Annotated in this window: 22 protein-coding genes; 7 read left to right on the forward strand and 15 right to left on the reverse strand. The window is 67.0% G+C overall.

Going from position 1 to position 23,005, the window contains the following annotated elements:
* Positions 1–35 precede the first annotated feature (35 nt).
* On the reverse strand, positions 36–2,444 hold the full coding sequence (locus AACH40_RS14275) for a TonB-dependent receptor (protein ID WP_338642962.1): 2,409 nt from the start codon (positions 2,442–2,444) through the stop codon (positions 36–38).
* Between the two features lie 184 nt (positions 2,445–2,628).
* Here AACH40_RS14275 and AACH40_RS14280 point away from each other — a divergent pair, with 184 nt between their 5' ends.
* Both AACH40_RS14280 and AACH40_RS14285 read left to right on the forward strand, forming a co-directional pair.
* A complete protein-coding gene (locus tag AACH40_RS14280; protein WP_338642963.1) occupies positions 2,629–3,642 on the forward strand; it encodes an AraC family transcriptional regulator in 1,014 nt (337 codons plus the stop codon).
* A gap of 14 nt (positions 3,643–3,656) precedes the next feature.
* Positions 3,657–4,061: a VOC family protein gene (locus tag AACH40_RS14285; protein WP_338642965.1), complete on the forward strand. Its 405-nt coding sequence runs from the start codon at positions 3,657–3,659 to the stop codon at positions 4,059–4,061.
* 3 nt (positions 4,062–4,064) lie between these two features.
* Here AACH40_RS14285 and AACH40_RS14290 read toward each other — a convergent pair whose 3' ends face one another.
* From AACH40_RS14290 to AACH40_RS14305, 4 genes are all read right to left on the reverse strand, one after another.
* On the reverse strand, positions 4,065–4,847 hold the full coding sequence (locus AACH40_RS14290; RefSeq protein WP_338642966.1) for an enoyl-CoA hydratase/isomerase family protein: 783 nt from the start codon (positions 4,845–4,847) through the stop codon (positions 4,065–4,067).
* Positions 4,844–5,905, reverse strand: coding sequence for a phosphotransferase (locus tag AACH40_RS14295; RefSeq protein WP_338642967.1), 1,062 nt, complete (start codon positions 5,903–5,905; stop codon positions 4,844–4,846). The genes AACH40_RS14290 and AACH40_RS14295 overlap by 4 nt, the downstream gene beginning before the upstream one ends.
* Entirely contained in the window at positions 5,895–7,082 is a 1,188-nt protein-coding gene (locus tag AACH40_RS14300) for an acyl-CoA dehydrogenase (RefSeq protein WP_338642968.1), read from the reverse strand. Before AACH40_RS14300 ends, AACH40_RS14295 begins: the two co-directional genes overlap by 11 nt.
* Positions 7,083–7,206: 124 nt before the next feature.
* The gene (locus tag AACH40_RS14305; protein WP_169491656.1) at positions 7,207–7,968 is read right to left on the reverse strand and encodes an SDR family NAD(P)-dependent oxidoreductase; all 762 of its coding nucleotides are present in this window, start codon (positions 7,966–7,968) and stop codon (positions 7,207–7,209) included.
* 76 nt (positions 7,969–8,044) lie between these two features.
* Between AACH40_RS14305 and AACH40_RS14310 the strand changes: the two genes are divergently transcribed.
* From AACH40_RS14310 to AACH40_RS14320, 3 genes are read left to right on the forward strand one after another with little or no spacing between them, the layout of a single operon-like run.
* Positions 8,045–8,680: a TetR/AcrR family transcriptional regulator gene (locus tag AACH40_RS14310; protein WP_338642970.1), complete on the forward strand. Its 636-nt coding sequence runs from the start codon at positions 8,045–8,047 to the stop codon at positions 8,678–8,680.
* Between the two features lie 19 nt (positions 8,681–8,699).
* On the forward strand, positions 8,700–9,119 hold the full coding sequence (locus tag AACH40_RS14315; RefSeq protein WP_338642971.1) for a GFA family protein: 420 nt from the start codon (positions 8,700–8,702) through the stop codon (positions 9,117–9,119).
* 44 nt (positions 9,120–9,163) lie between these two features.
* Entirely contained in the window at positions 9,164–10,279 is a 1,116-nt protein-coding gene (locus AACH40_RS14320; RefSeq protein ID WP_338642972.1) for a ThuA domain-containing protein, read from the forward strand.
* Between the two features lie 22 nt (positions 10,280–10,301).
* Here the strand turns inward: AACH40_RS14320 and AACH40_RS14325 are convergent, their stop codons facing one another.
* From AACH40_RS14325 to AACH40_RS14335, 3 genes are all read right to left on the reverse strand, one after another.
* Positions 10,302–10,760, reverse strand: a complete 459-nt coding sequence (locus AACH40_RS14325; protein WP_338646111.1) for a MarR family winged helix-turn-helix transcriptional regulator — start codon at positions 10,758–10,760, stop codon at positions 10,302–10,304.
* A gap of 211 nt (positions 10,761–10,971) precedes the next feature.
* The gene (locus AACH40_RS14330; RefSeq protein ID WP_338642973.1) at positions 10,972–11,421 is read right to left on the reverse strand and encodes a MaoC family dehydratase; all 450 of its coding nucleotides are present in this window, start codon (positions 11,419–11,421) and stop codon (positions 10,972–10,974) included.
* A gap of 148 nt (positions 11,422–11,569) precedes the next feature.
* Positions 11,570–13,438, reverse strand: coding sequence for an acetyl/propionyl/methylcrotonyl-CoA carboxylase subunit alpha (locus AACH40_RS14335; RefSeq protein WP_338642974.1), 1,869 nt, complete (start codon positions 13,436–13,438; stop codon positions 11,570–11,572).
* Between the two features lie 74 nt (positions 13,439–13,512).
* Between AACH40_RS14335 and AACH40_RS14340 the strand changes: the two genes are divergently transcribed.
* Positions 13,513–13,950 carry an endonuclease domain-containing protein gene (locus AACH40_RS14340; RefSeq protein WP_169491650.1) on the forward strand — a complete coding sequence of 146 codons (438 nt, stop codon included), beginning with the start codon at positions 13,513–13,515 and terminating at the stop codon, positions 13,948–13,950.
* Between the two features lie 5 nt (positions 13,951–13,955).
* Here the strand turns inward: AACH40_RS14340 and AACH40_RS14345 are convergent, their stop codons facing one another.
* From AACH40_RS14345 to AACH40_RS14355, 3 genes are read right to left on the reverse strand one after another with little or no spacing between them, the layout of a single operon-like run.
* Positions 13,956–15,602: a carboxyl transferase domain-containing protein gene (locus AACH40_RS14345; RefSeq protein ID WP_338642975.1), complete on the reverse strand. Its 1,647-nt coding sequence runs from the start codon at positions 15,600–15,602 to the stop codon at positions 13,956–13,958.
* Between the two features lie 27 nt (positions 15,603–15,629).
* Positions 15,630–15,920 (reverse strand): YciI family protein, encoded by a 291-nt coding sequence (locus AACH40_RS14350; protein WP_338642976.1) that lies wholly within the window; start codon positions 15,918–15,920, stop codon positions 15,630–15,632.
* Positions 15,917–17,083 carry an isovaleryl-CoA dehydrogenase gene (locus AACH40_RS14355; RefSeq protein ID WP_338646113.1) on the reverse strand — a complete coding sequence of 389 codons (1,167 nt, stop codon included), beginning with the start codon at positions 17,081–17,083 and terminating at the stop codon, positions 15,917–15,919. The genes AACH40_RS14350 and AACH40_RS14355 overlap by 4 nt, the downstream gene beginning before the upstream one ends.
* Positions 17,084–17,178: 95 nt before the next feature.
* On the opposite strand from AACH40_RS14355, the gene AACH40_RS14360 reads away from it, so the two are divergent.
* Positions 17,179–18,054 (forward strand): LysR family transcriptional regulator, encoded by an 876-nt coding sequence (locus AACH40_RS14360; protein WP_338642977.1) that lies wholly within the window; start codon positions 17,179–17,181, stop codon positions 18,052–18,054.
* On the opposite strand, the gene AACH40_RS14365 is transcribed toward AACH40_RS14360, so the two are convergent.
* From AACH40_RS14365 to AACH40_RS14380, 4 genes are all read right to left on the reverse strand, one after another.
* Complete coding sequence (locus tag AACH40_RS14365) at positions 18,041–18,505, reverse strand: low molecular weight protein-tyrosine-phosphatase (RefSeq protein WP_169491645.1); 465 nt, start codon at positions 18,503–18,505, stop codon at positions 18,041–18,043. The genes AACH40_RS14360 and AACH40_RS14365 overlap by 14 nt on opposite strands.
* Before the next feature lie 16 nt (positions 18,506–18,521).
* Positions 18,522–19,571 (reverse strand): ACP S-malonyltransferase, encoded by a 1,050-nt coding sequence (locus tag AACH40_RS14370; protein WP_338642978.1) that lies wholly within the window; start codon positions 19,569–19,571, stop codon positions 18,522–18,524.
* Positions 19,564–21,762: a dehydrogenase E1 component subunit alpha/beta gene (locus tag AACH40_RS14375; RefSeq protein WP_338642979.1), complete on the reverse strand. Its 2,199-nt coding sequence runs from the start codon at positions 21,760–21,762 to the stop codon at positions 19,564–19,566. Before AACH40_RS14375 ends, AACH40_RS14370 begins: the two co-directional genes overlap by 8 nt.
* A 62-nt stretch (positions 21,763–21,824) precedes the next feature.
* Positions 21,825–22,952 (reverse strand): glycerophosphodiester phosphodiesterase, encoded by a 1,128-nt coding sequence (locus AACH40_RS14380; protein ID WP_338642980.1) that lies wholly within the window; start codon positions 22,950–22,952, stop codon positions 21,825–21,827.
* Between the last annotated feature and the right edge of the window lie 53 nt (positions 22,953–23,005).

Below are 23,005 nucleotides of genomic sequence, written 5' to 3' on the forward strand. Positions count from 1 at the left end.
GACGGCGGCCTTTCCGTCATGCTTTGGCGAAGCGCTTAGAACGCGGCGCGCAGGCGGACGCCATAGGTGCGCGGGGCACCCAGGTAGCCGTTGACGTCGCCGGTCTGCAGCGGAGTCGCAAAGCCATAGGTGAAGTAGGTCTTGTCGAACAGGTTCTGCACCCAGCCCTCGACAGTCAGGCCGGACTTCGGCAGCTTGAAGCCGAGGTTGGCGTTGACCAGGCTGACCGCGCCCTGCTCGGTGAGCCCGGCGGTGTTGATCAGCTGGCTCGAGGTGTACTGGTACTGGGCACGGGCGGTCAGGTTGACCGTCTCGGTGATCGGCTTGTCGATGTTCAGCGTCACGTTGCCCGACAGCTTCGGTGCGAAGCGGAAGCGCTTGTCCGACAGCACCGGATCGATGTTGGCATCCTTGCCGAAGTCGGCCTTCGGGATCCAGGTGCCATCGATCGCCAGCGTCACGCCGTCGGTCAGCTCGAACAGGTTCTCCAGTTCCACACCGTAGTCCTTCGCCGACTTGGCGTTGAGAACGGTGAACTGCAGGCCGACGAACTGCGCAACCTGCAGGTTCGACAGGTCGTAGTAGAACAGCGCGATGTTGGTGCGCGCGCGGCGGTTGAAGTACTGGATCTTGGCACCGACTTCGAACGCGTTGACCGTTTCTGGCTTGTAGGTTGGGTCCTTCGGAGCAGACAAGCCCGCACCACCGTTCAACAGGCTCACGGCAATCTGCTGGCTCGGCGACAGCTTGGCGAAGGCCGCCGCGTTGTTGAGCAGCGTGCCCGCCGCGTTGGCATCGATGTTGACGCCGCCAGCCTTGAAGCCGCGGTTGTACGTCGCATAAAGCATGACGTCGTTCACGGGGCGGTACTGGAGACCGAAGGTGCCCGAGAGTGCCTTGTTCGTAATCTCGCGGTCATAAGCAGGGCTGGGCGCCAAGCCGAGCAGGGTGAAGAGCTCGGTGCTCGAACCGTTGGGCGAAGCACGGTAGAACGGGTTAGAGAACGAACCCTGCTTCTTCTCGATCGAGTAACGCAGGCCAGCGATCACGTTGACCTTGTCGCCCACGGCGAAGTCGAGGTGCGCAAAGCCGGCGTACGACTTGGCCTTGCCCCGCATCCGTTCGATCGCCCAGGTACCAGGCGTCGCGTTGGGCGAAACCGGGCCGAGACCCTGCGAAGCCAGATAACCGTTGATCCCGGCGAGCGGCCCTGCGAGCAGCGTGCTCCAGTAAGCCTGGCCCTGCGAGGCCCAAGGCAGTTCACGGCCCATCTTCAGCTTTTCGTCCGAGAAGAACGCACCGAACACCGCGTCGGCGTTAAGCGCCTCGATCTTGGTGTTGTAGGTCAGTTCCTGCGAGATGAAGCGGCTCGAGAAGTTCTCGTAGTAGCGGAAGATGTCGGCGCCGGTGAAGTCCGGGTCCATGTCCTTCTGGTCCACGGTGAACTTGCGCACCGCCGTGACCGACTTGAGCGTGCCGGCACCGATGCCGAAGTCCATCTGCAGCGTGCCACCGAAGTCCTCGATGACCTGGTTGCCCTTGCCGTTGAGCGTCTGCTCCCAGTCCGAAGCCTTGGTCGACGGAACCACGCCGCCGTTCAGGCGGGTGAGAGCATCAACCAGCGGCTGGGTCGGACCATCCTTGAGATTGGTCGTCGCGTAGCAGCAGTTGCCCGAGCTGTGCGAATAGTCGCCGATCAGGCGGATGGTCACGTCCGACGAAGGTTCGAACAGCAGCTGCGCCTTGACCGCTTGGGTGGCGTCGTTGTTCAGGTGCTGGCCGTTGGTCGGGTTGGTGTAGAAACCGTCACGCTTCGAAGCGAGGCCCGCGATGCGGAACGCCACGGTGTCCGACAGCGGCACGTTGCCCGCCGCCTTCACGATCAGCGAATCGTAGTTGCCATAGGTGGCGTCGAACAGGAACTCGGGGCGCGCGGTCGAAGGCTTGGCCGAAGCCAGCAGCAACGCACCAGCAGTGGTGTTCTTGCCGAACAGCGTGCCCTGCGGGCCGCGCAGGACCTGCAGGTTGTCGATGTCGAGGAAGTTCTGCAGCGCCGAGGCCGCACGGGTGCGGTACACGCCGTCGATGAACACGCCGACCGAACCTTCGAACGAACGGCTGTTGCCGGTCGTGCCCAGGCCGCGGATGACGAGGTTGGCCGAAGAGGACGAGATGTTCGACACGCGGAACGTCACCGACGGGGTGATCGTGCCGATGTTCGAAACGTTGTCGACGCGCGCCTGCGCCAGCGTGTCCGAATTGGCCGCGGTGATCGCGATCGGCACGTTCTGGAGGTTTTCCGAACGGCGCTGCGCGGTAACGACGATTTCCTGGAGACCGCCGGTGTCGTTCGATTCCGCCTGTGCCTGCTGGGCCAGGGCGGGGGTCGCGATCACGGCTGCAAGGATTGCGCCAGCGGTGCTGGCGCGCCAGATGCCTTTCATACTGCTCCCTTTCGAAAGGCGGGCGCGGTCGCGTCCGCCGATGCCACTTGCGCCACCCCTCTTGCCACGGGGGTTGGCTACGCTGCGTTAACTGCGTCAATTCGCCAGTTAAATCTTGACATATCCCGACATGATCATGACAGATCGCGACATGGCCAACACTCCGATGGCGCATGCGTCTTCCATGCAACAGTTTGTCCGCTTTGCCCGGATTTCCGGTATCGATCTCAATGCGATACTCGATCACGACATGCTGGACCTGATCGCTGCGAGCAGCACGGCGGAAACGGTACCGGCCCACGCCATGGTCGACATCATGCAGCTCTGCGCCATCGTCGCGCGCCGGCCCGACATCGGCACCGCCTTTGCCATGTGGTGCAACCTGCGCGGCTATGGCCCGTTGAGCCTGCTGTGGGACCATTGCCCCACGGTCGAGGATTCGATCCGCATCAGCGCGCGCTTCCTCCATCTCGAAAGCGAAGCGCTCGGCTCGCGCATGCGCGAACAGGGGGACGAGATCGTGCTGCAGCAGTTCATCGCCATCCCGGCGCGGTTCGGTGGCAGCCAGTATCTCGAATCCACGCTCACCTTGCAGATGCGCGTGCTGCAGCTGGTGCTGGGGGAAGACTGGCATCCCTTGCGCATGGAGTTCGACCACCCCGCACCGCCCAGCCTCGCCTTCCACCGCAACGCCTTCCGCTGCCCGGTAGTATTCGGCGCCGATCGCTCCGCGCTGATCCTGGCGCGAGCGGACATGCGCCGCCCCTCGCCCAACGGCAACGCCCACCTCCTCGCCTTCCTCGAACGCCAGCTTGCCGGCGAAGAGCAGGCCCGCACCGCACGCGATTCGGTCCTGCGCGTCGAACGGCTGATCGCAGCCAACCTGTCGAGCGGCCGCATCACGCTGGAAACCGTCGCGCAAGGGCTCGCCGTCGGCCCGCGCAGCCTGCAGCGCCGCCTGACCGACCAGGGCGAAACCTTTGCCAGCGTGCTCGAACGCGTTCGTCGCCGCGCGGCCGAGGAATACTTCGCCAACGAACGCAAGCCGAACCTGACCGAGCTTGCCCACCGCCTCGGCTATGCCGAAGCAAGCGCCGCCAGCCGGTTCCTGCGCACCAGCATGGGCTGCGGCGCCAAGGTCCTTACCCGCCGTGCTCATGCCCGCCGCATGGCGGGGGCCACGGGATCGCGTCAGTAATGCCGGAGAATGCCATGCTTGCCGTCGATGCAATCGATCACGTCGTGCTCAATGTCCGCAATGTGGAAGCATCGGCGCGCTGGTATGTCGCGCAGCTGGGCATGGAGCGGCGCGAACAGCCCCGCCCCGATGGCACGGCGCCCCGCGTCAGCCTTCATTTCGGGCAGCAGAAGATCAACCTGCGCCCGATCTCGGCCAGCCAGGACGAATGGTTCACCGGGCACGCCCCCATGCCCGGCAGCGACGACTTGTGCTTCCTCACGCAGAGCCCGCCCGAAGCCGTGGTCGCGCACTTTGCCGCAGCGGGCCTCGCCATCGAAGTGGGCCCGGTCGAGCGTTCGGGCGCGCGCGGCACGCTCCGCTCGGTGTATGTGCGCGACCCCGACGGCAATCTCGTCGAGGTCGCGAGCTACGCCTGATGTTCAGACGGCGGTGAAGTCCGGCTTGCGCTTGGCCAGGAACGCGCCGATGCCTTCGCGACCTTCGGCGCCATCCGCCGCTGCGGCAATCGTCGCCGCCTCGGCTTCGAGCTGTTCGGCAAGGCCGCGTGTCTGGCCATCGACCAGCAGCTTGCGCGCCGCGCCCAGAGCGCGGGTCGGCGCCGCCACCAGCTTCGCAACTACCGCCTCGACCTCGGCCTCCAGCGCCTCGGCCGCGACCGTGCGGGTGATCAGGCCCAGGCTCGCCGCCTCGGCCGCGCTCACCCGGCGGTTGGTCAGGATCATGTCCTGCGCCGTGCGCAGCCCGACAAGGCGCGGCAGCGCCCAGCTCATGCCGCCGTCAGGCGTCACGCCGATGCCGGTATAAGCGGCGGTGAAGTGGCTGGCTTCGCTCGCCAGCACGATATCGCCCAGCGTCACCAGGCTCAGCCCAGCACCGGCCGCCGGACCGTGGACCGCCACTACCAGCGGCTTGTCCATGCGGCTCAGCACCAGCACCGCTTCGTGCAGCTTGTCGGCCAGCGCGCGCAGGAAAGTGCCCATCTGGTCGCCCGCCGCAGCAAAGCTGCCGATGTCGCCGCCAACGCAGAACATCCGCCCCGCGCCCGACAGCACCACGCAGCGTACCGAGGCGTCCTCGGCACAGGCCTGCGCTGCGGTCAGCAGATCCTCGGCAAGGCCCATGTCGATCGCGTTGCCCATGTCCGGGCGGTTCAGCACGATGCGGCCGACGCCGCCGGCAATGGTGTGAGTCACGCTTGTCACTTGCACTTCTCCATCGCTTCGCGCGCCAGCGCGGCGAGCCGGGGGAAAGCCTCGGCGCGCTCCTTGGCCTGCGCATTGGTCGCCGTGCCGCGCAGCACGCGCCCCTTGATCCCGTGGAAGATCGCCGCCAGCCGGAAGAAGTTGAACGCCAGGTAGAAGTCCCAGTTTGGAATGCTGTCCCGCCCGGTCCGCTTGCAGTAGGCGGCGATGTATTCCGCTTCGGTCGGCAGCCCCAGCGCCACCGGGTCCTCGCCGCCGATGCCGGCAACGATATCGGCCGGCATGCGGTACATCATCGCGTGATAGGCAAAGTCCGCCAGCGGGTGGCCCAGCGTCGAAAGCTCCCAGTCCAGCACCGCCACCACGCGCGGTTCGGTGGGGTGGAAGATCATGTTGTCGCAGCGGAAATCGCCGTGGACCACGCTGGTCTCGTCGCCCTCGGGGATCGCCGTCGGCAGCCATTCGACGAGCGCGTCCATGTCCGGATTGCGCCCGGCAAGCTCGTCCTCGAGGTACTGCTTCGACCAGCGCCCGATCTGCCGCGCGAAGTAATTGCCCGGCTTGCCGTAATCGGAAAGGCCCGCCTTCTCCACGTCGACCGAATGGAGCGCCGCGATCGTCGCGTTCATTGCGTCGTAGTAGGCGGCGCGGCTCTCCTTCGGCACTTCGGTGAAGCCCGCGTCCCAGAAGATGCGCCCGTCGACCAGGCCCATGATGTAGAACGCGCTGCCGATCACGCCGTCGTCGTCGCACACCCCATGCACCGGCGGCACCGGCACGTCCGTCTGGCCCAGCCCGGTCAGCACCCTCGCTTCGCGCAGCACGTCGTGCGCGCCCTTCAGCAGCGGCCCCGGCGGCTTGCGGCGCAGCACGTAGCCGGCGCCCGGCGTGGTCAGCTTGTAGGTCGGGTTCGACTGCCCGCCGTTGAACTGCTCGACCGTCAGCGGCCCGGCAAAGCCCGCCACGTTCGCTTCCATCCAGCGCGCCAGCGCATCCTGGTCGAACGCGACGCGGACTTCACCCGCGCCGCTGTTGGCCTTGGCGACGTCAGTGGGCATTGGCATGCTTCCAGTCGCGACGGATCTTCTTGGCAAGGCTCCACTTGTGGACCTCGGTCGGGCCGTCATAGATGCGGAAGGCGCGGATTTCGCGGAACATCGTCTCGACGATGGTCTTGTCGGTCACGCCGGTGCCGCCCATCACCTGCACGCACTTGTCCGCCACGCGCATCAGCGCTTCGGACACCGCCACCTTGGTCATGCTGCTTTCCACCGTGCCCAGCGATCCGGTGTCGAGCACGCTGGCGCACCAGTCGATCATCAGCTCGGCCTGCTTCAGGTCGATCATGTTTTCGGCCAGCATGAAGCCCACGCCTTCGTGGTCGATCAGCTGCTTGCCGAAGGCCATGCGGCGGTTGGCATAGTCGCTGGCGATTTCCTGCGCGCGCATGCAGCCCCCCAGCCAGCGCATGCAGTGCGACAGGCGGGCCGGCGACAGGCGGATCTGCGCATACTTGAAGCCTTCGCCCGCATCGCCCAGCATCTGGTCTGCCGGCACGCGCAGGTTGTCGATGGTGATCTCGGCATGGCTGCCGGGCATCGAGCTGTCGATGGTGTTGGGCACGCGGGTGATCTGGATCGCCGGGTCGGGCAGGTCGACCAGGAACATGCACGCGCCGCCCTTGCTGTCGGGATCTTCCGACCGGGCCATCACGATGCCGACCTTGGCCCCTTCCGCGCCGGTGATGAAGGCCTTCTTGCCGTTGATCACCCAGTGGTTGCCGTCCTTGCGGCAGGTGGTGATCATCATCGAAGGATCCGCGCCCGCGCCCTGCAGCTCGGCCGGCTCGGTCATGAAGAAGGCCGAACGCGCCTCGCCCGAAACCAGCGGCTTGAGGAAGCGCTCCTTGAGGTCGGGGCTGCCGACCTTGCCGATCAGGTACATGTTGCCTTCGTCGGGCGCCTGCGTGTTGCAGGCCAGCATGCCGAGCGGCGTCAGGCCCGACTTGATCAGGATCACCGCCGTCTCGCGCTGGTTGAAGTGGCCGCCATCGTGCTTGATGTGCGGGGTCAGCACGCCCGCCCCGCGCGCCAGAGCACGCAGTTCCTGGACGAGTTCGTCGGTCGGCGCGCCATGGTGGTCGCGGCGGGGGTCCTGCTCATAGGGGAACACCACTTCGCGCACGAACTTTTCGACACGCGCGGCAATCTCCAGCGCTTCGGTGCTGATCGTCATCCTGCCCTCAACCCTTCATCTTAATCGGACGATTAAACGCATCGTCCATAGGCGGGCGGCGATGATCCGCCAACCCGCCAAGTTGTCAGGCCGGTCGCCTGACGTGCAGCCTCGTATGGCCGCCTTACTTCGCCGCCATGCGGATCGCGCCGTCGAGGCGGATCGTCTCGGCGTTGATCATCGGGTTCTCGATGATCGACTGGGCGAGCTGCGCATATTCCTCCGGCTTGCCCAGGCGGCTGGGGAACGGCACCTGCTTGCCCAGCGAATCCTGCGCCTCCTGCGGCAGCGAGGCGAGCATCGGCGTCCAGAAGATGCCCGGCGCGATCGTGTTGACGCGGATGCCGTAGCGCGAGAATTCGCGCGCGATCGGCAGCGCCATGCCATGCACGCCCGCCTTCGAGGCGGCATAGGCGGCCTGGCCGACCTGGCCTTCGAACGCCGCCACCGATGCGGTATTGATGATCACGCCGCGCTCTTCGCCCACCAGTTCGGCATCGAAGATGCGCGCGGCGAACTTCGACAGCACGTTGAACGTGCCGATCAGGTTGATGTTCACGATCTTGGCAAAGTCAGCGAGCGGGATCGCGCTGCCGTCACGGTTGATCACCTTGGCCGGCGGGGCGATGCCGGCGCAGTTGACCAGGATGCGCGCCTTGCCGTGCGCCGCTTCGGCGGCTTCGAGCGCCGCCTGCACCGAAGCTTCGTCCGTCACGTTGACCGAGAAGAACTTGCCGCCGATCTCCTTGGCATGGGCTTCGCCCGCTTCGGCGTTGAGGTCGAACAGCGCAACCTTGGCTCCCAGCGAAGCGAGCCGCGCCGCGGTTGCTGCACCAAGCCCCGATGCACCGCCGGTGACGACCGCGGCAAGTCCGTTGATCTGCATGCTCAAACTCCCGATTCTGCAAAAATCTACTCGTGAGTATATTGCATTCTTGTCGGTAGTGCGTCAATCAAAAGCGGTGAATGAACCGCCTGCCCAAAGTGCCAAGTCGCCCTTCCCGGACGCTGCCCAGCGCAAGGCTGCACGCGAAGCCAAGCGCGAAGCGGTGCTGCTGGCGGCGGTGCGGATGTTCAACGAACGGGGCTTCCATGCAACGTCGCTCGATGATGTCGCGTTGAGCCTCGGCGTATCCAAGCCTACGATCTACCACTACCTCGGCAACAAGGATCAGGTGCTGCTCGAATGCGTGTCGATCGGCCTTGCCCAGTTGCAGCAGGCGGTCGAGGAAGCGCGCGCCCGCCCCGGCGCCGGGATAGACCGGCTGCGCTATTTCCTTGAACGCTATGCCCAGGTGAACATGGACGATTTCGGTCGCTGCGTGATCCGCACGGGCGAGGAACTGCTTGTCCCTGCCAGCGCCGCCAGCTTCCGCGCCAAGAAGCGCGAGATCGACGATGCCCTGCGCAGCCTGATCGACGAAGGCGTGGCGGACGGCACCATCACCGCCCCCGATCCACGCCTGCTGGCCTTCACGCTGGCCGGCGCGCTCAACTGGCCGGCGCGCTGGTTCGATCCGGCCGGGCCGATGACCCGCGAAGAAGCCGCACGCGGCATGGTAGACGTCCTCCTGCACGGATTCGCCCCGCGCTCCTGACCCGTGCTAAGCACCGGGAATGACGAACCTTTCCTGCCCCAAGCTGTCCTGCCACTGTGGCTCCATCGCGATCACCATCGACACCCGCCCCGACTTCATCTTCGCCTGCAACTGCTCGCTCTGCCGCAAGACCGGCGCACGCTGGGGCTACTTCGCCCCTGATCAGGTACATGTCACGGGCGAACCCACGCGCTACCGCCGCACGGATAAGCCCGATCCCTCCGCGGATATTGCCTTCTGCCCAACCTGCGGCGCGACGACCCATTTCACCCTCACGGAAAGCGCCGTCGCCGCCCACGGCAACACGATGATGGGCGTCAACATGGCGCTGCTGGCCGAAAGCGACCTCGCCGGCATCGAACTGCGCTATCCCGATGGCGCCAACTGGGACGGCACCAGCCCCTTCACCTACGTCCGCGAACCGCGCCTGCTCGGCTGAGCCCGCCTTGCCGAATGGGTGGGACCTGCGCATAGTCCCGCCCCATGATCCCGTTCCGCACGCTCGTCGCTGCTGCGCTTGCATTGGCGCTCGCCCCTTCCGCGCAGGCGCGCGCGCCGCTCGATTGCCCGTTGCGCGACGCGCCGTTCTCGGCCGCATCGCCGCTGGTCGATATCCTGCTCAGCAAGCCTGCCACAGCGGCCTTCGAACAGGCGGCGCCGGGCATGCTCGCCAAACTGCCGCCGCTGATGACGGGGACCGCCGCTCCCACCTTCGGCGCGATCGTCACCCCGCGTGAAGCGCTGATGTTCGTCGGCGCCGATACCGCATCGGTTGACCGGGTCGACGTCGCGCTGCGCAAGGTGGCGGTAACGCCCGCGGACCGCACCGCGCGCTGCGCCCGCTACGACGCTGAACGCACCCCCTACCGCCTTGCCCCCGGCAAGCCCGCGATCCTCCTGTTCGAAAAGATGACCGGCTTTCGCGACACGCCCAGCGTGCTCGCCGCCCACGCCATGATCGTCGATCTGGCGAAGGCACGGGGCTGGCAAGTCGTCTCGACCGACCGCGCCGGACTGATCAACCCCGCCGATCTTCGCCGCTTCCGCGCGGTCGTGTGGAACAACATCAGCGGAGACGTGCTGACGCTGACCCAGCGCCGGGCCTTTCGCAGCTGGGTCGAAAACGGCGGCGGCTATGTCGGGATGCACGGCTCGTCGGGCGATCCGGTCAGCTTCTGGCCGTGGTATGCCGATACCCTGATCGGCGCGCGCTTCGCCGGCCATCCGATGAACCCCCAGTTCCAGGAGGCCCGCGTGCTGGTCGATGATCCCCGCTCGCCGATGGCCAAGGGCCTGCCGGCTTCATGGTCGATGACCGATGAATGGTACAGCTTCGTTGCCAGCCCGCGCACGGTGCCGGGCACGCATGTGGTCCTCGCGCTGGACGAAGCGAGCTATGCGCCCGGCACCGGCTTCGGCCGCGATCTGCGCATGGGCGATCACCCGATCGCCTGGACCCGCGCCGTGGGCAAGGGGCGCATGGCCTATTCCGCGATCGGCCATCGGCCGGAAGTCTATGCCGATCCCAACAACCGCCGCCTGATCGAAAACGCGCTGGCTTGGGCGATGCAGCTCAAGGACGGAGAGGCCAGGAACTGATCCGCGCCAATCGCGCGGGGCGTCAGCGCAGCTCCAGCGGCACTTCGGCCAGCACGTTGGCATCGGCGGCGATCTGGCCCAGCCACACGGCCAGCGCTTCCCAGTTGCGCATGCCGATCTTGGACACGATCGTGCCCTGCGTCATCGCCCAGCTCTTGCGCGCGGCCTTGATCCGCGCCGTACCCGCCTCGGTCAGGGTGGCAACGCGGCTGCGCGCCGGGCCATCCGCCACCGCCACCAGCCCGTCGCGCTCCAGCGGCACCAGCGCCCGGGTCAGCGAACTGCGATCGAGCAGCTCCCGCTCGGCAAGGCGCGCCAGCGGCAGCTCGCCCGCCCGCGCCAGCGTGTCGAGCAGGCTGTACTGCGCAAGGCTCAGGCCATGGGGCGCCAGCGCGCTTTCGTAATAGCGGGTCAGCGCGCGATTGGCCTTGCGGACCGTAGTCGCGACGCAGGGCTGCTTGGTCGATCCGGTGCGTTGCATACGCAAGTTGTATCGCTAATGCCTGCGCAGAACAAGTACGTGACTGTCCTACACCGCCCCGGCTCGCTAAACCCAAGCGATGATCGCCCGTCAACCTTCCGTAAACCACGCAAGTCCGCGCCTTTGCGCGATTGGCCCGCTCCGCGCGCAGCCGCGTGGCCTTCGTTCAGGCGGCATCTGCGAGTTTTGCTTTAGAAGTCTGTCAACTTTGTCAACTTGCGCGATTTAGCAACGCCGTTCTGAGGCACGAACAGACCACTTCCCCGCGCTGGTTGATCAGCTCGTGACGGAAGGTCACGATCCCCGCCTGCGGCCGCGATTTCGATTGCTTCAGCTCCACCACCTCGCTCGTCGCCCGCATCGTGTCGCCGATGAACACGGGCCTGGGCATCACCAGCTTGTCGTACCCAAGATTCGCCACCAGCGTCCCCAGCGTGGTGTCCCCCACCGACAGCCCCACCATCAGCGCGAAGGTGAACGTGCCGTTGACCAGGATCTGCCCGAACTCGCTGGCCTTGGCCGCCTCGGCATCGATGTGCAGCGGCTGCGGATTGTGGGTCATCGTCGAAAACAGCAGGTTGTCGGTCTCGGTCACGGTGCGCCGGATCTCGTGCTCGATCCGGTCGCCCACCTGCCATTCATCGAAGTAACGCCCTGCCATCAGCTAAACTCCCGTTCCGGCCCCCGACCCCGCCCACCCTGAGCTTGTCGAAGGGCCGCTCTTTCCTTTGACGCAAACGCTGAACCCGGAGAACAAAAGCAGTGCTTCGACAAGCTCAGCATGGACGGAGTTGCCGACAGCCCGCTCGCTATTCCGCCTTCTCCACCTTCGCCAGCAGCGCTTCGACCTGCACTTGCGCCCCTGCCTCCACGGTCAGGCCGGTGACGGTCCCTTCGAACGGCGCGGTCAGCGCATGCTCCATCTTCATCGCTTCCAATACCAGCAGCTTCTGGCCCTTGGTCACCCGTTCGCCGTCGGCAACGTCGACCGAGATCACCCGCCCGGGCATCGGCGCACGGATCGCCCCGTCGCTGGCAAGGCCGCCCGCTCCGCCCTCGGTCCGCGCAACCCGCAGCACGAAGCGCTCGCCGCCTTCATCCACGCCGGTTTCCGCCTCGGCGGGCCAGCCGTCGAACACCGGCCCATCCGGCAGGGCGGCTTCGAAGCGGCGGCCGAACTGGTCGGCCAGCCGCACATCGCGCCGGGCCGGAGCGTTCAGGCGCAGGCCTGACTGGCTGCTCCACGGCGTATCGCCCGGCGTCCCCGCCAGCCGCGTTGCGGCAAGCGCCAGCGCCTCGGGCGAAGGTTCGGGCCGCACCGCCAGCGATTCCAGGTTGCGCTCGATCAGTCCGGTATCGACCACGCCCGCCTCGAAGGCGGCATGGCCCAGCAGGCGCCACAGGAACCCGGCATTGGTCACCAGCGGGCCGACCATGCCTTCGTCCAGAGTCTGGCGCAGACCCTTGATCGCTTCGGACCGGGTGGGGCGATGAACGATCAGCTTGGCGATCATCGGATCGTAGAACGGCGAGATCTCTGCCCCCGCCTCCACCCCGGTGTCGATCCGGGCGAGGATCGTGGGGTACCGGAAGTCATCGACCCGCCCGATGCTGGGCAGGAAACCCTTGGTCGGGTCCTCGGCATAGAGCCGCGCTTCCATGGCCCAGCCGTTGATGCGCAGCTCGTCCTGCTTCTTGGGCAGCGGCTCGCCGCTCGCCACGCGCAGCTGCCATTCGACGAGGTCGACCCCGGTGATCGCTTCGGTGACGGGGTGTTCCACCTGCAGGCGGGTGTTCATTTCCATGAACCACACCCGGTCCGCCCGCAGCCCTTCGGAACCGTCGGCAATGAATTCGATCGTGCCGGCGCCCTCGTAGTCCACCGCCTTCGCCGCACGGACGGCGGCGGCGCAGACGGCTTCGCGCGTCGCTTCGTCCATGCCCGGCGCGGGGGCTTCCTCGATCACCTTCTGGTGGCGGCGCTGGAGCGAACAGTCGCGCTCGAACAGGTGCACCACGTTGCCGTGGGCATCGCCGAACACCTGCACTTCGATGTGGCGGGGGCTGAGGATGTACTTTTCGATCAGCACGCGATCATCGCCGAACGAGGACGCCGCCTCGCGCCGGCAGGACGCCAGCGCCTCGGCAAAGTCGGCGCTCGCATCGACCCGGCGCATGCCCTTTCCGCCACCGCCGGCCACCGCCTTGATCAGCACCGGATAGCCGATGGCATCAGCTTCGGCCTGCAGCCGCTCGGGGCTCTGGTCCTCGCCAAGGTAGCCCGGCGTCACCGGCACGCCCGCCGCGATCATCCGCGCCTTTGCCGCATCCTTGAGGCCCATCGCGGTGATCGAGGCCGGCTTCGGCCCCACCCAGACGAGCCCCGCATCGAGCACGGCCTGCGCGAACGCGGCGTTTTCCGACAGGAAGCCGTAGCCCGGATGGATGGCTTCTGCCCCGGTCGCGAGCGCAGCAGCGATGATCTTCTCGCCCACCAGATAGCTTTCACGCGCCGGCGCGGGGCCGATGTGCACCGCCTCGTCGGCGCTGCGGACATGCAGCGCGTTCACGTCGGCGTCGGAATAGACCGCGACGGTGCGGATCCCGAGCGCGCGCGCCGTGCGGATGACGCGGCAGGCGATCTCGCCCCGGTTGGCGATGAGGAGGGACTGGATCATGGGCGACTTCCTAGATCCTTCCCGAGCTTGCTCGGGGAGGGGGACCATGCGAAGCATGGTGGAGGGGTATTCGAATGCTGCGCGACACTTCGCCCGATCCGCGAACCGGAACGATCAAGAGGGCGAGACGCCAGCGGCGCCAGATGTCGCTGCCGGAAGTTCTGCTCTGGCGGGAGCTGAAGGCGCGTCCCGATGGCATCAAGTTCCGACGCCAGCACCCGAGCGGCCCGTATATCCTCGATTTCTACTGCAGCGACGCGAGGCTGGCGATCGAGGTGGACGGGCGATCGCACGATATGGGCCAACGTCCGCAGCGCGATACGTTGCGCGACGCCTTCTTTGCGGGCGAAGGCATCGCGACACTGCGAATTGCGGCTGCGGAAATCCTCGACGACGCGAAGCGGGCTGCGGAGGCAATTGTCAGAGCTGCGCGCGGTCGGCTGCCCCTCCACCACCCGGCTGCACCGGGCGGTCCCCCTCCCCGAGACAAGCTCGGGGAGGAACTCGCTTAGCCCCCTCACATCCGGAACACCCCGAAGCGGGGTGCCTCCGGAATGGGAGCCTGGAGGCAGGCTTCGAGGGCCAGGCCGACGACGTCGCGAGTCTGGGCGGGGTCGATCACGCCGTCGTCCCAGCCCCGCGCCGTGGCGTAGTAGGGGTTGCCTTCGTCTTCATACTTCTGGCGGATCGGGGCCTTGAAGGCCTCGGCGTCCTCCGGCGTCCACTTGTCCGCATCGCGGTGGACGGTGGCGAGCACGCTGGCCGCCTGTTCGCCGCCCATCACGCTGATCCGCGCATTGGGCCAGGTGAACAGGAAGCGCGGGGAATAGGCGCGGCCGCACATGCCATAGTTGCCCGCGCCGAAGCTGCCACCGATCAGCACGGTGATCTTGGGCACCTGCGCCGTGGCGACTGCCGTGACCAGTTTGGCGCCGTGCTTGGCGATGCCTTCGGCTTCGTACTTGCCGCCGACCATGAAGCCCGAGATGTTCTGCAGGAACAGCAGCGGAATGCCGCGCTGGCAGGCGAGTTCGATGAAGTGCGCGCCCTTCTGCGCGCTTTCCGAAAAAAGCACGCCGTTGTTGGCCAGGATCGCCACCGGCATGCCCCAGATATGGGCGAAGCCGCAGACCAGCGTGGCACCATACAGCGCCTTGAATTCGTGGAATTCGGACCCGTCGACGATCCGCGCGATGACTTCGTGCACGTCGTAGGGCGCACGCACGTCTTCGGGGATGATGGCGTAAAGGTCTTGCGGATCGTATTTCGGCAGTCTTGGCTCCCTCCTCCCGTTCGCATCGAGCGAAGTCGAGATGCCGCGCGCCTGTGTCTCGACTACGCTCGACACGAACGGACTTTGGAGATGGGACACAATATCCCTGACAATCGTCAGCGCATGTTCGTCGTTGTCGGCAAGGTGATCGACCACGCCGGACTTGCGCGCATGGAGATCGCCGCCGCCGAGGTCTTCGGCACTGATCTCCTCGCCCGTTGCCGCCTTCACCAGCGGGGGGCCGGCAAGGAAGATCGTGCCCTGGCCCTTCACGATCACGGTTTCATCGCTCATCGCCGGGACATAGGCGCCGCCCGCGGTGCAGCTGCCCATCACGCTGGCGATCTGCGGGATGCCACGCGCGCTCATGTTCGCCTGGTTGAAGAAGAAGCGGCCGAAGTGGTCACGGTCAGGGAATACCTCGGCCTGGTTGGGCAGGTTCGCCCCGCCGCTGTCGACGAGGTAGATGCACGGCAGGTGGTTTGCCTGCGCGATCTCCTGCGCCCGCAGGTGCTTCTTCACCGTCATCGGGAAGTAGGTGCCGCCCTTCACCGTGGCATCGTTGGCGAAGATCATGCACTGCCGGCCCGAAACGCGCCCGACGCCGGTGATGATTCCCGCGCCGGGCACCTCGTCGCCGTACATGCCGTTGGCGGCGAGCTGGCCCACTTCGAGGAACGGCGAGCCGGGATCGAGCAGGCGCTCGACGCGGTCGCGCGGCAGCAGCTTGCCACGGCTGACGTGGCGGTCCCGGCTGCGCGCATCGCCGCCGAGCGCGGCCTGCGCGACGCGGGCGCGCAGGTCATCGACCAGCGCCCGGTTGTGCGCGATCCGCGCCTGCGCCTGCGGGCTGGTGGGATCGAGGTTGGTCGGAAGGATGGGGGCGCTCATGGACGGCGCTCCGAGGCGAAGGCTGGATCAATCACGCGGCAGCTCCCGGATTTCGACAGTGCCGCCCGTTTCGTAAACGGGATTGCCGGCAAGGAAGGTCTCGGCCTCGGCAAGGCTTTCCGCGCGAATGCGGATGAAGCCGGTCAGCGGCAAAGGTGCCTCGGCATTGCCGCCAGCCTTCCGGTAGCGTTGCCCTGCGCCGATCGCGCTGCCACCGTCGAAGCGGCCCGACTGGCCGAGGCGTGAGAAGTACCCTGCCCAAGCCGCGCCGGTTTCGGCGCCGCCATCATCGTGCATCAGCAGGATGTAGTCGTTCACGAACCCGCTCCGATCAGTTCGCGCCCGATCAGCATGCGGCGGATTTCGTTGGTGCCGGCGCCGATATCGAGCAGCTTGGCATCGCGCAGGTAGCGTTCGACCGGCCAGTCCTTGGTGTAACCGGCGCCGCCCAAGGCCTGCACCGCCTCGCCCGCGACGCGGAAGGCGCTTTCGCTGGCGAGCAGGATCGCGCCCGCCGCATCGAAGCGCGTGGTCTGCCCTGCGTCGCAGGCGCGGGCCACGGTGTAGACATAGGCGCGCGCCGATTGCAGCGCGACATACATGTCGGCAACCTTCGCCTGCATCAGCTGGAACGCGCCGATCGGCTTGCCGAACTGCTTGCGTTCGCGGACATAGGGAATGACCGTGTCGAGGCAGGCCTGCATGATGCCGATCTGCATGCCCGCCAGCACCACGCGTTCATAGTCGAGGCCGCTCATCAGCACGCCGACGCCGCCGTGCAGCGGGCCCATGACGTTCTCCTCCGGCACGAAGCAGTCTTCGAACACCAGTTCGCAGGTGGGCGAGCCGCGCAGGCCCATCTTGTCGATCTTCTGGCCGATCGAGAAGCCGGGCATGTCCTTTTCGATCAGGAACGCGGTAATGCCGCGGCTGCCGGCCTGCGCATCGGTCTTGGCATAGACCACCAGCGTATCGGCGTAGGTGCCGTTGGTGATCCAGAACTTGGTGCCGTTGAGGCGGAAGCCGCCGGGGACCGCATCGGCGCGCAGCTTCATCGACACGACGTCGGACCCGGCGCCGGTTTCGGACATGGCAAGGCTGCCGACATGTTCGCCCGAAACGAGCTTGGGCAGGTACTTCGCCTTCTGGTCCGGGTTACCCCAGCGGCGGATCTGGTTGACGCAGAGGTTCGAGTGCGCGCCGTAGCTGAGGCCCACCGACCCGCTGGCACGGCTGACTTCCTCGACCGCGATGACGTGGTCGAGATAGCCGAGGCCGAGCCCGCCCCATTCCTCCTCGACGGTCACGCCGTGCAGGCCCAAGGCGCCCATCGGCTCCCACAGTTCGCTGGGGAAGCGGTCGTTGCGGTCGATCTCGGCAGAAAGCGGGGCGATCTGTTCGTCGGCGAAGCGGCTGGCGGCTTCGCGGATCATCAGCGCGCTTTCGGTCAGGCCGAAATCGAGATCGGGCGTCGCACGCAAGGCATCCTCCATAACTTGTTTGCGCACGATGCTATCACACCGGTGGGCAATGACCACTTGGCGCAGCTTCATGCTGTGCATAGAAGAATGCTATCATGGACCGCCTTCTGCTCCGCTATTTCCTCGCCGTGGTCGATACCGGATCTTTCAGCCGCGCGGCCGACCTGACGCGCGTTTCGCAGCCGACCGTCTCGGCCGGGATCGCGCGGCTGGAGCGCGATCTGGGCGCGCCGCTGTTCGTGCGCAGCAACCGGCGGGTGGAACTGACCGAAGCCGGCGCGCGGCTGGTGGAGCCGGCGCGGCGGATCGAAGCGGCGTTCCTCGAGGCGCAGGCGGCGCTCGCCGAAACCCATGCGGTCACCACGATCCGGCTGGGGCTGGCATCGACGCTGGCGGCAGATTTCGTCGAGGCGATCGTCGCGGCCTGCCGCGCGCTGCCGGGCGTGCGGCTGGAGCTGGTGGAGCGGCGCGCGGGCGAGCTTGCCGCGCTGCTCGATCGCGGGCGAGTGGACCTTACTCTTGGTCCGCTGGGGGCGAGCGAGGCGCGGCGCGCGCTGGCGCTGTTCGAGGAGCCTTACCTGCTGGCGCTTTCCGAAACGCATCCGCTGGCGGGCGAGGACACGATTTCGGCCGATGCGCTGGTTGACGAGCCGATGCTGGTGCGCCGCAGTTGCGAGGCGCTGCCGCTGGTCAGCCAGTTCTTCACCGCGCGCGGCGTGCGCCCGTTCATGGCCGCGCGATCGATGAGCGAGGAGCGCGTGGCGGGCTATGTGCGCGCGGGGCTTGGGCTGACCGTGATGCCGCGCAGCCTTGGCGCGCCGGGCGTGGCGCTGCGCCCGCTGGCGGGCTTCGGCCTGACGCGGACGGTGGGTCTGGTGCTCGAGCCCGGCGAGCATGGCCGCGCGGCGCGCAGCGGGGTGGTCGAGGCGATCGGCAGCGTGGCGGACCGCCGGGCGGTCAGCGGCGGCTGAAGTTCGCGACGATGCGCGCGGCGGCTTCGTTCACGTCTTCCCAGGTTTCAGCGAAGGCCTGTTCGTCGCCATAGTAGGGATCGATCACCGCGGTGCCGGCGCGGCCGGGGACCAGGTCCATGAGCAGGCCGACCCGCGCGAGTGGACGGCGCGGTGCGAGCGCCTGCAGATCGCGCAGGTTTTGCGGATCGAGCGCGTAGACGAAATCGAAAGTGCGGAAGTCATCCTCGCGCACCTGGCGCGCGCGGTAGGACGAAATGTCGATGCCGTGGCGCAGCGCTTCGGCCTGAGCGCGCGGATCGGGCGGATTGCCGACGTGCCAGTCCCCGGTGCCGGCCGAATCGATGGTTAGCGCGATGCCCGCCTCCACCGCGCGCGCGCGCAGCGCCGCTTCGGCGAGCGGGGAACGGCAGATGTTGCCGAGGCACACGAACAGGATCCGCGGCTGCATCAGCGGCCGGCCGGGTTCAGGACGTGGCAGAGTTCTCGCTTGTCGTATCGCATGGGATCGCAATTCCTCGCTGGCCTGGCCTGCCAACGCCGATCAGGAACGGATCCTCTCCCTGCCGCGCAGAAAACCTGCTGCGCGACGAAATGTCCAGCCACTTGTTACGTACGAGTACTTGCCCGATGGCACCGCCGAGCGTTTCGCCGGGGCCGAGCAGGACGAGCCGGTCGGGCGCGAATTCGCGAAGGGCGACGGTGATGGCGGTGGTGAAGTCGTAGGGCTGCAGGATCTGGTGGCCGAAGGTGTAGTCCCATAGCGCGGCAGGGTCGGTCGCGGCGCGGCGCCAGATCGCGCCACGACCGTCGATCAGCGGGATCTGCGGCTGGCCGAACCAGTCCTGCGGCAGCGAGGCGCGCGCTGCCGCGGCGCTCGGGTGCATCAGCGGGGTGTGGAACGGGCCGTGGCCGGGCAGCCGCATCGGCGGGCGCGACAGCACTGGCAGCGCCGCCTCGAATGCGGCGAGCGCGGCGAAAGGTCCGGCGACAACCAGCATGCCGCCAAGGCGGATCGAGGGCAGCACGCCGTGCGCCTGCATCAGCGCTGCGACCTGCGCCTCCAGCGATGGATCGACGCGCCAATCGTCATCGGCGAGGACCAGCACGCTTTGCCCGCCTTCGTCGTGCGCCTGCGAATTGACGCCCATGGCATCGGCGATGCGGAAGCCGGCTTCGGCATCGACCGCACCGGCGCAGGCGAGTGCGGTGTACCAGCCCATCGAATTGCCGGTGACGGCGACGATCTCGAACCGGTCGCGATCGAGCGCAAGGAAATCGAGGTAGGCGCAGGCGTGGATCAGCGGCGCGGCGACATCGCCCTTCAGGTGCGCGGCGGTGAACTTGGGCGCGGCATCGAGCGCGGTCAGCGCTTGCTTGCCACCCTGTTCGCGGATCGCATCGAAGCGGGCGAGCAGCGAGTTGCCGGCGTGATGGCGCGCAAGGTAACCCAGTTCGGGCGGGTTGTAGGTTCCGCGCCCGGGGCAGACGACGACGATGCGTTCCCGCTCAGCCACGGACCATCTCCAGCGCGCGGGCCACGATCATGTCGCGGCTGGGCAAGGTGTGGGTGGCGGCGCGCGCCAGCGGGATGAAGCTGTCGGTCGCGGCAAGGCGGGCGGTCGGCTTGCCGGGCTGGCGTTCGGCGAACAGCGCCATCAGCGCCTCGCTCTGCGATCCGGTGACGCGGCATTCGTCGACGATCAGTACCTTGCCGCAAGGTGCGGTGGCAGCAAGCAGCGCATCCTCCGGCAACGGCGCGAGCCAGCGCAAGTCGATCACCCGCGCGGCGACGCCCTGTTCCGCCAGCAGCTTCTGCGCCTGGCGCGAAAGGAACGTGCCGTTGCCATAGGTGACGATGGCGATGTCGGTGCCATCGCCATGAATGCCCGGTTCGCCGATGCGCACGACATGGTCGCCGGGGGCGGGATAAAGCCCGGTCATCTCGCCATCACCTTCGGCATGAAGATCGCGCGTCATGTAGAGCGCGATCGGTTCGACGAAGACGACCACGCGCTGTTCTTCGTGCGCCAGCCGGACGCATTCGCGCAGCATCGCCACGGCATCGCGCCCGTTCGACGGCACGGCGAGGATCACGCCCGGAATATCGCGGAAGACGGCGAGGCTGTTGTCGTTGTGGAAGTGCCCCCCGAAGCCCTTCTGGTAGGGCAGCCCGGCGATGCGCAGCACCATCGGGTTGGTGAACTGACCATCCGAGAAGAACGACAGCGTGGCCGCCTCGCCCCGGATCTGGTCCTCGGCATTGTGGACATAGGCGAGGAACTGCACTTCGGGCAGCGGCAGCAGATTGTTGTGTGCAGCCCCGATGGCAAGACCGAGGATCGCCTGTTCATCGAGCAGCGTGTTGATCACGCGGGCAGAACCGAAGCGCTGGTGCAGCTTCTGCGTGCAGGCATAGACTCCGCCCTTTGGCCCCACGTCCTCGCCACAGACGATGGCGTTGGGGTATTGCAGCATCACGTCGGCAAGCCCCCACGAAATGAGCTTGGCCATGTGCTGGGGCTTGGCCATCGCGCTTGCCTCGTCAGCGAAGAGCGCGGCGTGCGCCTCTGCCGAGGCGAGCGGGCGATCGCCGCCTTCGCGCCTGGGCGGAACGATGCTGGCCATGACTTCGGCCGCGTCCTTGAGCTTGGGACGCAGGATCGCCTGTTCGACCGCCGAAGCGAGCGAGGCTTCGATGGTGTTGTATTCGGCCGCGATTTCAGCGGCGGTCATCACGCCTTCCTCGATCAGCAGCGCCGCGCTTGCCAGCAGCGGATCGCGCGCTTCGTCGGCGGCGATGTGATCCTTGCTCAGATACGCAAGCTGCATGTCGTTGCCGGCGTGGCCATAGAGCCGCACGGTCTTGAGGTGCAGGAACACCGGCTTGCGCTTGGCCCGCGCAAACTCGATCGCCTCACGCGCGGCGCGGTGGGCATCGGCAAGGTCGCAACCGTCCGCCGCGATGTAGCGAAGCCCTGCGCGGTTCGACCAGTTGGCCTCAATCCAGCCGGGCGGGGTCCGCGTCGAAATGCCGATGCCGTTGTCTTCGCAGACGAACACGATCGGCATAGGCGTGTTCTGGAACGCGGCCCAAGCGGCGGTGTTGAGCGCGCCGACGGCCGTCGAATGGTTGGCGCTGGCATCGCCGAACGAGCAGATCACCACACCGTCGCTGGCCAATTCGGTATCGGTCCAGCCCATGCGGCGGGCAATGCCGATGGAAAAGGCCGCGCCGACCGCCTTGGGCAGGTGGCTGGCGATGGTGCTGGTCTGCGGCGGGATCATCAGCCGCTTCGATCCCAGCACCTTGTGCCGACCGCCCGAGATCGGATCTTCGGCGCTGGCGGTGAAGGAAAGCAGCATGTCCCACGCCGGGGTTTCGCCGGGCACGCGGCTGGCGCGGTGGATCTGGAAGGCGGCATCGCGATAGTGGAGGAAGGCGATGTCATCGACACGCGATGCTTCCGCCAGCACGGCGTTGCCTTCGTGGCCGGACGATCCGATCGTGTAGAACCCTTCGCCGCGCGCCTGCAGCTTGCGGCTGAGGCGATCGAGCTGGCGGCTGGTCATCTGCGAATGAAGCAGCGCGGCAGCGCGCGTGGGCGACAGGCCGGCCTCGGCAAGGCCAAGGTTGGAGCGGCGGCGAAGCGTGCCGCCCTCAAGCGCGCCGAGGAACTTGAGGTGAACCTGTTCGGCGGCATCCATCAGCGCAATCCGGTTTCATTGGCAATCATGCTGCAATGGCCTAGCCCAGCAGGATCACCGCGTCACCCCCGCGCGTGCATGCCCTTGCGCCGCAAAACCGCCTGCCGGCCAAGTGCCGGATCGTCGGTGAAGAAGCCGTCGATCCCCGCCGCAATCACGCGGTCGATCAGCGCGAGGCAGCCCGCATCGTTGCGGGCGTTTTCCGGCCCGTTGCGCAAGTCCTTGGGCAGGAAGCGGTTCTCCGGGCGGAAGGTGTAGCAGCCCGCGAGCAGGCCCGCCTTGTGCGCATCGGCGATAAAGCTGGTGACGGGCGCGCTGGTGCCATCGGTCGCAAGCGGCACGATCCGCGACCATGCGGGTGCCGCCCAATCGGCATAGCCTGCGATGGCGGAAAGGCCGGCGGGCGTTGCCATCTCGCGATACGTCAATGCTTGCCCTTGCGCCACGGCATCGGCGGGACTTGCGCCATCATCGTCGAGCAACTGCATCAGCTGGACATTGGCCATGCCCCGCAGCGCCTTGCGCAACCGCTTCAGGTTGGAGACTTCGAACGACTGGACGATCAGCGGCACGCGGTGCAGCAGGCGGTGACGGCGCACCGCCGCAAGGAACAGCGCCTCCATGTCGAAGCCCAGTGAGGCGAACCAGGTCGAATGCTTGATCTCGGGGATCAGGCCCACCGTCCGCCCCGTGCGCGCGTTCGAAGCCTGGAGGAAGCCGACGATCTCATCCAACGTGGGCACCGGGAACTGGCCGTTGAAGCTCTGGCTGATCGGGCGCAAGGCGCCGAGCCGTTCGCGCGCGCGCAGTGTCTGAAGTTCGGCCAAGGTGAAATCGGTGGTGAACCAGCCGTCCTGCTTCTGGCCGTCGATCACCCTGGTGGCGCGGCGGTCGGCGAATTCGGGGTGGTCGGCAACGTCGGTGGTATCGGCGATGTTGGGTTCGTGCCGGGCAACGAGGTGCCCGTCCTTCGTCGGAACGAGATCGGGTTCGATGAAATCCGCCCCGTCAGCGATGGCGCGTTCGTAGGAGGCGAGTGTGTGTTCGGGCCGCAGCGCGCAGGCGCCGCGATGGCCGAGCACCAGCGGCGATGCAGGACGCCTAGGCATCGTGCCGCCACGCACAGCCGGCGCCATTGCCAGCGCGGCCGTGCCTGCAAGAACCGTGCGCCTGCTGAACGATGCGTCCATCCTGTCCTCCATCTCTCACGCTGCGGCTAGGCGGGGGACAAGACAACGCCGTG

The organism is Novosphingobium olei (assembly GCF_037076535.1).
Taxonomy (GTDB): Bacteria; Pseudomonadota; Alphaproteobacteria; order Sphingomonadales; family Sphingomonadaceae; genus Novosphingobium; species Novosphingobium olei.

Coding starts and splice junctions, on each gene's coding strand:
- AACH40_RS14380 (WP_338642980.1), bottom strand. CDS start 22,952: ATGGACGCATCGTTCAGCAGGCGCACGGTTCTTGCAGGCACGGCCGCG.
- AACH40_RS14300 (WP_338642968.1), bottom strand. CDS start 7,082: ATGACGATCAGCACCGAAGCGCTGGAGATTGCCGCGCGTGTCGAAAAG.
- AACH40_RS14360 (WP_338642977.1), top strand. CDS start 17,179: ATGGACCGCCTTCTGCTCCGCTATTTCCTCGCCGTGGTCGATACCGGA.
- AACH40_RS14335 (WP_338642974.1), bottom strand. CDS start 13,438: ATGATCCAGTCCCTCCTCATCGCCAACCGGGGCGAGATCGCCTGCCGC.
- AACH40_RS14365 (WP_169491645.1), bottom strand. CDS start 18,505: ATGCAGCCGCGGATCCTGTTCGTGTGCCTCGGCAACATCTGCCGTTCC.
- AACH40_RS14275 (WP_338642962.1), bottom strand. CDS start 2,444: ATGAAAGGCATCTGGCGCGCCAGCACCGCTGGCGCAATCCTTGCAGCC.
- AACH40_RS14375 (WP_338642979.1), bottom strand. CDS start 21,762: ATGGATGCCGCCGAACAGGTTCACCTCAAGTTCCTCGGCGCGCTTGAG.
- AACH40_RS14280 (WP_338642963.1), top strand. CDS start 2,629: ATGCAACAGTTTGTCCGCTTTGCCCGGATTTCCGGTATCGATCTCAAT.
- AACH40_RS14325 (WP_338646111.1), bottom strand. CDS start 10,760: ATGCAACGCACCGGATCGACCAAGCAGCCCTGCGTCGCGACTACGGTC.
- AACH40_RS14315 (WP_338642971.1), top strand. CDS start 8,700: ATGACGAACCTTTCCTGCCCCAAGCTGTCCTGCCACTGTGGCTCCATC.
- AACH40_RS14285 (WP_338642965.1), top strand. CDS start 3,657: ATGCTTGCCGTCGATGCAATCGATCACGTCGTGCTCAATGTCCGCAAT.
- AACH40_RS14330 (WP_338642973.1), bottom strand. CDS start 11,421: ATGGCAGGGCGTTACTTCGATGAATGGCAGGTGGGCGACCGGATCGAG.
- AACH40_RS14305 (WP_169491656.1), bottom strand. CDS start 7,968: ATGCAGATCAACGGACTTGCCGCGGTCGTCACCGGCGGTGCATCGGGG.
- AACH40_RS14340 (WP_169491650.1), top strand. CDS start 13,513: ATGCTGCGCGACACTTCGCCCGATCCGCGAACCGGAACGATCAAGAGG.
- AACH40_RS14320 (WP_338642972.1), top strand. CDS start 9,164: ATGATCCCGTTCCGCACGCTCGTCGCTGCTGCGCTTGCATTGGCGCTC.
- AACH40_RS14295 (WP_338642967.1), bottom strand. CDS start 5,905: ATGCCCACTGACGTCGCCAAGGCCAACAGCGGCGCGGGTGAAGTCCGC.
- AACH40_RS14345 (WP_338642975.1), bottom strand. CDS start 15,602: ATGAGCGCCCCCATCCTTCCGACCAACCTCGATCCCACCAGCCCGCAG.